Genomic DNA, 10083 nt, shown 5'->3' on the forward strand with positions numbered 1-10083 from the left:
AACATTTTATCTTCACCAATCCCTTTAACAGTTACTCCGTTATGAGTTCCGCCTTTTGCAATGAGATACGCAACTTTATTAATAATACTTGAATTAAAATGAACGCCACCTTGATCCCATCCATTAAAATCGTTAAATTCACTGTAATCATCTGGATAAGGTACTCCAAGTGAAGATGGAACAGAAGCCGGGTTTTCCATATCACGGAAAACAGATCCAGTTTGTTCTCCCATCGTCCAGTTAAAGCTTCCATTATTTACGTATTTCTCAATAGATGTTCCCATAATATCAGATAGCGCCTCATTAATCGCACCAGATTCACCGTAATATTCAAGATTAGATTCGCTAGAAGTAACTGCATGTGTAAATTCATGGCCAGCTACGTCGTATGCCTTGACGATAGGATCTCCGTATACAAGCATACTTCCATTATTCGCACTTAATGCATTCTGCCAATTTTTCGGATCATTCGTATCTCCAGAATCCCAAGCATGTACAACTGAAACTACCTTTTGTCCCTTATTATCAAAGCTATTACGCTTGTATTTATCTTTATAAAAATCAAATACTTTTGTTGCTAAGTAATGAGCACTTACTGCTTTTGGATCGTTAAATGCTGTCGAAGTACTAGTTGCTAATGTACCAGGATAATAGCTTTCTTCTTTAGTAATGTCTCTATAATTCACATCATATGTTTCAATTCCTTGCCCTCTTGTATAATCAGCAAGAGCATATTTGCCATTACTTTGTTGAGAGATTCCAAATGTACGTGATATACCTAAATCATCTTTTCCTGTTCCAGTTAATGATGTAAGATTGCTTTTTTTACTTTTCTTTAATGCTCCAACTAGTTTTTCACTTGCTTTTAAGTTAGATTCTTGTACCATATTTTTTAACATATCACCATTTTGTGCATTTACTAAATAAGTTCCGGAAACATATTTTGGTGTTGCAGCTTCAAATGTAACCTGGTATGCATTGCTAGCTTGTCCATTATTTTCATCAACAAAAATAACTTCTTTAACTTCTGGCTCAGAAATAAAATTGATATCGTTCCCGTACTTCGTATAAATATATTGTTTCGCCTCATCTTTTGATAGATTGATAGGTTTTTTCAACTCTTCTTGTTTTAAATTTTGCGCGCTATCGCCTGAAACACTTTTAATAACACCGTTATTATCTACGTGTGCAGTTAATTGATGGCCATATACTTCTTTTCCTTCGTATGTTTGCTGTATACGTACAAGTGTAGTTCCATCATATGAACCACGTTTTTGAAGAACTTTATAATCTACTCCTGTTTCTCCATTTACTTGCTTTGGAGAAAGAGCTTGTTCTGTTTTCTCCTTAAGAGCATCTTTTACTACATTTTCTGGTGCCTTTTGTGACGGTTGTGTAAGTTCACCCGAACGGAACGATTCTTCCTGAATTTGAACTTGTAGTTGGTCTGTTTCCTCTGCATGACCTACTCCGTATGGTGCTACAGCTGTTAAAGCTAAGCCTGTTGTTAATGCTACCTTAGTTAATGTCTTTTTGTTTTTCATTTTTTTCACCTCGTATAATTTTTGAAATAGAAAGCTTGTACAAAGTATACTGTCTATTCCTGTCGGAAAAAAGAGAAAATACAAAATTCATGTAACATTATGCAAAATTACATATATGTGGTCGATGATATAAATAAAGAACGACACATACATGTATATTAATTTCAATAAAAAAGAGCTCTTTTAGGCGCTCATCTAATTGGTTAGTTGTTAATTATCTATATTCATTCTAATCAAAGTACCCTTACATCTAAATAACAACATAAAAACCCACTCTTTACTATTTTAAGAGTAGGTTTAATGCTATTAAAATAACAATTATTATAGGACATCTTATAATTTATATTACTTATTTAAACTTATATTTCGGACATGAAGTTGATTTAGGATAAAGATGGATCAAATGAATACTAATGACCTTGATAAACAAGAAAAAGAAAGTGCGTGTTTTGTTTTATGATGTATATAGTATATAAATAATTTAGTGAGGCAGCGCATCTACAATTTAGATTTTTTAATATAATGTTGTTATGTATGTCTATAGCTGCATGGATTGTAACATTATGAGATAGCTGAAGTCTCATATGAGTTTCAGGCTTTTTTATTTTGTCAAAAATATCTTTAATTTGTCTCCCATTTAAATATAGTAAAGGACACATCTATTGCATGTTATTAGCTCAAGGTATGTTCTTTTAAAGCATATTATAAATATGCATAGTAAGAAATAAAACCATAATTATTTAAATAAAAAATCCCCGGATTTGTTTAATGATCCAGGGGATTTTTTATTGTTGATTCTTTATATTTCCATACCAATCACAAACTTTTTTAGGATAATGGTATGTCCAAGTTTAATAGTTTTTTGCACGAAAGCTATCTATTTTATATTTATTTAATTATCCTACTAAGTTTTTTGTAAAATTCACCTTTTCTTTTTACATGATTAAACTGATTTGGATTAATATTAGCTTTTTGTGAGAGTGCTACAATCTCTTCTTTTGTAATTGAATCTTTAGTATTTATAGATGCTATATTTGTATATTTTCCATCTTCAGTTTTTGGAATTTCTAAAATCCCTTTATTTACAAGATCCACTACAGCCTTATGCTCTGAAGAATGTGTATTCACGCCAGTAATTTTCCAATTATGCATAACTTTTGGCGTATATACACCGTTCTTTACCTCTTTTAAATATGTAATAGCAAGGTTACGAATGGTTCCACCAGTTTCCCCGAATGCATTCTCTTGTTTAGATGACCAAATTTGTTCAAACTTACGCCCCTCTAAAGCTCCCCCTTTTGCCTGAAGAGCCTCCATTCTATATGCATTCATTCCCAGCGTCATAACATCGTTCGTTTTGATTGGTTTATTTGTACGAATAGAACGTAAATTTGTAATTCTACTTCCATATGGTTTTGTTAAGTCAATTTCGTATTTTACGCCTCCAAAGAAATCATTCGTACTGTATTTAGAAGCACGACGGGTTTTATCAAAGCTAACTGTTACATCTCCGGCACGAGATGAGTTAAAGTACCCTGCCGCCCATTCCATATAGTCTTTTAAGTCTTTCCCAGTTACCTTATATACTGTAATTTCTCCCAAAGCATATTGATAATTATACGCAATATCTTTTTTCTTAATAGGACCTACACCCAAACGGGCATTATCGTTATCAATTTGATGGGCGACTACATCTGCTTTGCTGTAATGGAGCATGACTTCATGAAAGAAATCTGATAAAGGTGTCTCTTGAATCTGCACACTTGGAATACCCTTTATTTCATTTTCAGGAACAAGGTTTCTACCCTTTAATTGAGCGACAACAACATTTGCATCTCCTCTCGCATACTCGTGAAAAGGTGTCAGTGTGTCTTCAAGTGTAGGATCAGATACTATTGTTGTTCCATCAGTATTTTTTACAGGTATAGCTGTAGCAGTTTTATTTTTTAGAACCAGCTTTCCATCTTGCTTTGTAAAAGTAAGGTCAATACGTGAAATATGCGTTCCATATTTATCTGGTTCTGTAATAATTACGCCATTTACAACTTCTTTTTTTACAAGTTTATGCATATGAGCCGCAAAAATAGCGCTTAGTTCCGGACAAGCATTCGCAATATCTTGAACACCAGTACCTGGGATTCCATTCTCATTTTCTAGTCCCATATGCATAACCCCTACCATTACATCTACTTTACCTTCTAATTCTTTAATTGCCTTTTTTGTCTCTTCTACTGGATTTTTCACTACTAAACCATCCAAATGATCTGTCCCTTTTTCAAAATCACTAATCATTGGTGTATTCATACCAATTATCCCGACTTTAATTCCACCTTTTTCAACAATCGTATATGCAGGAAGAAAACGCTCTCCATTTTTCTTGTAAATATTTCCTGCTAACGTCTTTCCCTTATATTGCTCACTAACTTTTTTCAATGTATCTAATCCAAAGTTGAATTCATGATTTCCAAATGCCCAGGCGTCATATCCCATTGTATTCATCGCTACCATCATTGGCGATTGTGGCTTATCATTGAATAATTCTACTGAGTTTCCTTGAATTGTATCCCCGGCATCTACTAATATGGTATTTTGATTTTCTTGACGTATCTTCTTTATAACCGTATAAAGCTGTGTCAAACTTCCACTCATATTTGCTCCATCAAGTGCATAATCCCAAGGCATAAATCTACCATGAATATCTGCCGTACCTAACAATGTAATATTAACATCAGATTCCTCAGCCTTAGAAATAGCTGGTTTGGCTGTTACTGCTGTTATAAGAAGCATAAGAATAATAAAATAGCATACATAGTTCTTCCATTTCATTTTTTGCATAATAACAATATTTCTCCCCTTTTTGTACTGCTATAAAGTTGTTTGAACTTTAAAAATGTAACTTATTATTCGGAAAAATTCAACTGCAAAAGATAATTTTGGAGGTGGTTCTGCTGTGAAAATATAGAGAATAAAATGCATATACCCCTAGCAGAATAGTATTTATTTCTTCCTCCAACGTGTGAAGAGCGCTAAACCAACGGTAGATGTATATGTACTGTCAAAATTATGGACATATAACTCATTTCCGGAAATCATTATAACTTAAAGATATAGTGTGCAATGCTGATTACATTTTCGGATTTCATTGCTAATTTATTTCCTTCTAAATGAAAATACTGAGATCACTTCCAAAAGTAATAACCCCGTTCTTCATTTAAAACGGGGTTACACTTATACAGCAATTCGGATTCAGTTTCTTTTCGAATGTTCGTTTCCTATTCAAGAGTAAGATCTGCTAGTTTCGTATTTTCTTCTGCTTATTGGTTGCTTTCAACTAAATTCATCATAATTTTAATCAGGACTTGTATTTTATCACTCGAACCCTTGATGCTATCCTAAATCGCTCAATAAATAGATAATAATTTTTACTTTTCAACTTCACAAAGCAATTTTACCTCTTTGATTTGTTCTATATGACGCTGTTCATGCAAATAGATTAATTCTATCCACTGATCAAGAAGTAATTCTCCAAGAGCTGGATGCATCACTGATTTTTTTGCCAATTTAGATTCATCTTCTATTGTACTCAGAAAACGCATCAATTCTTTTCTAGAGTCGTTTAACAAATCAACCATTTGCAGCACTTCGAATGGTTCTATACTTGGTTCAATCATTTCTGGTGCTATAAATTTTATCGATCTATCTAATACAATAGTATGAATTTCTTTACGCTCATTTTGGAAACTATCCATCTTTTTTAATCCTGACGAAATAACCGTTATAACTCTCTCATCTAATAAAACTAAGTGATGACAAACTTGTGCTATACTCCATTTATCCTTATCTGGTTTTCTATTAAATTGAGCATCACTTAACAAAGTAATTTCCTCAAATAATTGATTTCTCGTTTCATAAAACTTGTCCTTTACAAATGTATTCATGTGAATTCTCCTTTCATTAGAACCTATATACTTAGATTCCTGCGTTAGAAATATTCTCTATAGAAGAAAGATTTTCCTTCACTACTGTTTCTCTAATTCACGACTAAATATATGAGTTTTCTCAACATCCTTGAAGATTTCCTTGAGGTTATCATATGCTACAGCTACACCATAATACTTTCCACCGAATCCTTTCAATACAACTACATAAAACGTTCCTAATTATCAATCTAGCATTAAATAAATGTAAAAAATGCCCCTATTCATTCATTTTTCATGCGTATGTATGTACATTTGTTAATTTATTCGATATATTATGTGTATTGAATGATTACGAAAAGCTTATTGGTCGCTAAAAAACACCTTATATTTTTATATCCGAGAAAACTACAAAATGTATAAAATTCCATTTGTCAAATGAATTTAATGCGGAAGGAGGTTTGTGGTTACTTCATCGGGATATAATCATCAGTTTTGAACTGATAAAAATATAGGAGGCGACATAATGTTTCGTACGATTTCAAATTTCATGAGAGTAGCTGAGATAAGAAACAAAATTCTTTTTACACTAGCAATGCTAATTGTTTTTCGAATTGGCACGTTTATTCCAGTTCCTCATACTAACGCAGAGGTATTAAAAGTACAAGATCAAGCTAACGTTTTAGGTATGCTAAACGTATTTGGCGGAGGAGCACTGCAACACTTCTCAATCTTTGCTGTAGGTATTACACCATATATTACAGCTTCCATCATAGTACAATTACTACAAATGGACGTTATACCTAAATTTTCGGAATGGGCAAAGCAAGGAGAAATGGGCCGTAAGAAATCAGCTCAATTCACTCGATACTTTACAATCATTCTCGCATTCATACAAGCCATTGGGATGTCTTATGGTTTTAATAATATAGCAGGTGGACAATTAATTACAGATCAAAGCTGGACTACATACTTATTTATTGCAACAGTTTTAACTGCAGGTACTGCATTTTTACTTTGGTTAGGTGAACAAATTACCGCCAATGGCGTTGGTAATGGTATTTCGATGATTATCTTCGCAGGACTTGTTGCGGCGATTCCAAATGTTGCGAATCAAATTTATTTGCAACAATTTCAAAATGCAGGCGATCAATTATTCATGCACATCATAAAGATGGTCTTAATTGGTCTCGTAATTTTAGCGATAGTTGTTGGTGTTATTTACATTCAACAAGCTGTGCGTAAAATACCGATTCAATATGCAAAAGCTGTTTCAGGAAACAATCAATATCAAGGAGCAAAAAACACTCATTTACCTCTTAAAGTAAATAGTGCTGGTGTAATTCCAGTTATCTTTGCTTCCGCATTTTTAATGACGCCGCGTACAATTGCGCAGCTCTTCCCTGATTCAAGCGTATCGCAATGGTTAGTTGCAAATCTTGATTTCGCACATCCAATTGGAATGACGCTTTATGTCGGTCTGATCGTTGCTTTCACATACTTCTACGCATTTATTCAAGTAAACCCTGAACAAATGGCTGAGAATTTGAAAAAGCAAAATGGCTATGTGCCTGGTATTCGTCCTGGTAAATCAACAGAACAATATGTAACTAAAATTTTATACCGTTTAACATTTATCGGTGCAATTTTCTTAGGGGCAATTTCAATTTTACCGCTCGTATTCACGAAAATTGCTACATTACCGCCTTCTGCACAAATCGGTGGTACAAGCTTACTTATCATCGTCGGTGTAGCACTTGAAACAATGAAAACTTTAGAAAGTCAGCTTGTGAAACGTCATTATAAAGGATTTATCAATAAAGCGAATTAAGTAAAAAACACAGTTGGTTATTTTTTCAACTGTGTTTTTAATTCTACTACCTCTAATTTCCCCACTAATGTATCAATTACATTTTCCAACTTCACTATTTTTTCTTCTAAAGCTTGAATGCGTTTATCGCCATCTTCTACTTTATTATATTTTAAATCATCATTGGACGATTTGAACTGCTCCCATAATTCGAAAATAGTATTTTCATTACGCCTTTCCAATAAATAAAGTCAATCCGTATCGTTAATAAAATTCAAGCAGCCCTATATATAACAGGGCTGCTTCTTTATACAACTACATTTCCTTCTCAAATAATTTTCCTTGTTTGAAATAGCTCCGGAGTGTGGATCGATTAACTAAAAATACACCAACCAAAATAAAACAAGCACCTATTCCCATTGTAGGGTTTAAAGGTTCTCCTAATATGATATATCCTACAATAATAGCAATTAACGGTGATACATATAACCACGTTGACGGGAATACAGGATTTGTTTTTGATAAGAGCCAATAATATAATCCGTGCCCACCAATTGATCCGATAAAGATAAGATATAAAATAGGCCACTGTACACTCCATGAAGCTAATACAGATACATTCGGTTGTTCTACTATGACGGATACGATTAGTAATAAAACCCCTCCGTAAAACATTTGAATACCATTAATGAGAAATGGTGATACACTTTGTAAATCCGAAAGTATTTCTTTTGAGCGAATAGAGCCTATTCCGTAAAATAACTCTCCTATTATTAAAACAAAACAAGCGATACTCCATATGAGACTTACTTCTTGGTGCGTTCCTGGTAAAGAAACAAAAACAACACCTATTAGTGCGATAATTAATGCTACGAGTTGCTCCTTTTGCAATTTTGTCTTATTTCTCTTTGCTTGTAATAACAAAATCATCATCGGCCCCGTAGCAGAAAGTACAGCAGCTAACCCTGAAGAAATATATTGTTCCGCCCAGTACAAAGTTGCGAATGTCATAAATGTTAAGCAAAAACCAGCATATATAATACGTTTTGAAAATACATGTGGCATAATTTCTTTTCGCTTTAACTTAAATATAATCATCAGAATTACGCCTGCTAACAAGAAACGAATTCCTGCTGAAAATAATGGTGGCGCTCCTGCTTCAATTCCGATTTTTATCGTTAAAAATGTTGTTCCGAAAATAATACATACTAAAATATAATTGAAAATGACCATTTTTCTTCCTCCTTTTTACTCTTAACATGAGTATAGAAGGTATGGTGTATAACAGTGTATCTATGTATATAACAGTTACTTAAAATTGTAGTTGATTCTCTTTATATTTTTCGCTTTAATAAAATAAAAACGAAAAAGGTGAAACCATGAAGATTGTCCTTCGTAAAGAATCCAACATACCGTATTACCAACAAATATATATGCAAATCGTTGAAAGAGTACAAAGTGGCATGCTTGCGCATGGTGACTCCCTTCCATCTTTACGCTCTATGGCCAAAGATTTGCAGATTAGCCTATTAACTGTTCGTAAGGCATATAAGCAATTAGAAAAGAAAGAATATATACGCATTGAGCAAGGAAAAGGTGCTTATATACATAAACAAGTAAAGAAAGATTTCAAACCAATTCCGTACAAATGGCAGCAAACGAAAACGATTAATGTTATGCGATCTCAATATGCAATGAATCAGCACCGAAAATATTACGATTTTTCACAAGCGATTTTATATCCTCGTTTATTGCCAAATCCATTCTTAGCAGATGAAATGCATAAAATACTTCATAAAGACCAGATGATCCTAGCAACTTATGGGCCAGTACAGGGTGATTATGAACTGCGAGTTGAAATAGCAAATTACTTAAGTGAACACCAAAATTTAGTGACCGATCCATCACAATTATTAATTACAAGCGGAGCACAACAAGGAATTGATTTAATTGCTCAAACATTATTAAAACCTGGTGATATTGTATTAGTGGAAAGTCCTTGTTACAGTGCTGCGCTTGATATTTTCATCAATAAAGGTGCTAAAATTATACCAGTTTCTCTTGATAATCATGGAGTTCGCTCCGACTTAATTGATGATATTTGTCAAAGTAAAAATCCCGTATTATTGTATACGAATCCAACTTTCCAGAACCCGACAGGTACAGTAATGAGTAATGAACGCCGAATGGAACTTATAGAACTAGCAGAGCTATATGAGTTTTTTATAATTGAAGATGATTCTTTCGGAGAAATATATTTTGAGGGTGCTACTATTTCCTCTCCTATCAAAAATTTTGATACGAATGGTCATGTAATATATATAAAAGGATTTAGTAAAACGTTAGCACCAGGATTGCGTATCGCATCTCTTATTGCCGATGGGCCTATTTTTGAATGGTTATATGCTGTAAAAGGTTCAATGGATATCGGTAGTCCTTTATTAACGCAAAAAGCACTCCTTCCTTTTTTACGTGCAGAACGTATGAAAAATCATTTAGAAAAATTACGTACGGCTTTACAAATTAGACGTGATATAACTATTGATATGTTATCACCACTTAAAGAATTACGATTTGAAATACCAAATGGTGGCTTTAATTTATGGATTACACTTCCTGATTCGATAGATCCCTTTATCTTATTACAAAAAGCAAATGAAGTAGATGTCTCTTTTTTACCAGGAACAGCTTGTCTATTAAATACCGATATAAGTAATAACCAATTACGGATTAGCTACTCGATGTTAAATGAAAAAGATATGTTGATTGGTTTAGAGAAATTACATGATACAATACGAAACTGTATATTATA

Annotated in this window: 6 protein-coding genes and 1 pseudogene; 2 read left to right on the forward strand and 5 right to left on the reverse strand. The window is 33.3% G+C overall.

What is annotated here, in order from left to right; all coding sequences use genetic code 11:
* From DN394_RS28215 to DN394_RS28225, 3 genes are all read right to left on the reverse strand, one after another.
* A partial coding sequence (locus tag DN394_RS28215; RefSeq protein ID WP_149294444.1) for a M4 family metallopeptidase occupies window positions 1-1544 on the reverse strand: 1544 nt, incomplete at its 3' end.
* Between the two features lie 888 nt (window positions 1545-2432).
* Window positions 2433-4379, reverse strand: coding sequence for a bifunctional metallophosphatase/5'-nucleotidase (locus DN394_RS28220; protein WP_149294445.1), 1947 nt, complete (start codon window positions 4377-4379; stop codon window positions 2433-2435).
* A gap of 587 nt (window positions 4380-4966) precedes the next feature.
* Window positions 4967-5482, reverse strand: coding sequence for a DinB family protein (locus tag DN394_RS28225; RefSeq protein WP_001091621.1), 516 nt, complete (start codon window positions 5480-5482; stop codon window positions 4967-4969).
* A gap of 505 nt (window positions 5483-5987) precedes the next feature.
* Here DN394_RS28225 and secY point away from each other — a divergent pair.
* The gene (gene secY, locus DN394_RS28230) at window positions 5988-7292 is read left to right on the forward strand and encodes a preprotein translocase subunit SecY (RefSeq protein ID WP_000490105.1); all 1305 of its coding nucleotides are present in this window, start codon (window positions 5988-5990) and stop codon (window positions 7290-7292) included.
* Window positions 7293-7309: 17 nt separating this feature from the next.
* Here secY and DN394_RS28235 read toward each other — a convergent pair.
* Both DN394_RS28235 and DN394_RS28240 read right to left on the reverse strand, forming a co-directional pair.
* A pseudogene (locus DN394_RS28235) lies at window positions 7310-7483 on the reverse strand (DnaA N-terminal domain-containing protein); the annotation flags it as partial.
* Window positions 7484-7586: 103 nt separating this feature from the next.
* Window positions 7587-8504 (reverse strand): DMT family transporter, encoded by a 918-nt coding sequence (locus DN394_RS28240; protein WP_149294446.1) that lies wholly within the window; start codon window positions 8502-8504, stop codon window positions 7587-7589.
* Between the two features lie 146 nt (window positions 8505-8650).
* On the opposite strand from DN394_RS28240, the gene pdxR reads away from it, so the two are divergent.
* A partial coding sequence (gene pdxR / locus DN394_RS28245; protein WP_149294447.1) for a MocR-like pyridoxine biosynthesis transcription factor PdxR occupies window positions 8651-10083 on the forward strand: 1433 nt, incomplete at its 3' end.

Origin of the sequence: Bacillus sp. BB081, assembly GCF_008368895.1 — a bacterium.
GTDB classification, from domain to species: Bacteria; Bacillota; Bacilli; order Bacillales; family Bacillaceae_G; genus Bacillus_A; species Bacillus_A wiedmannii.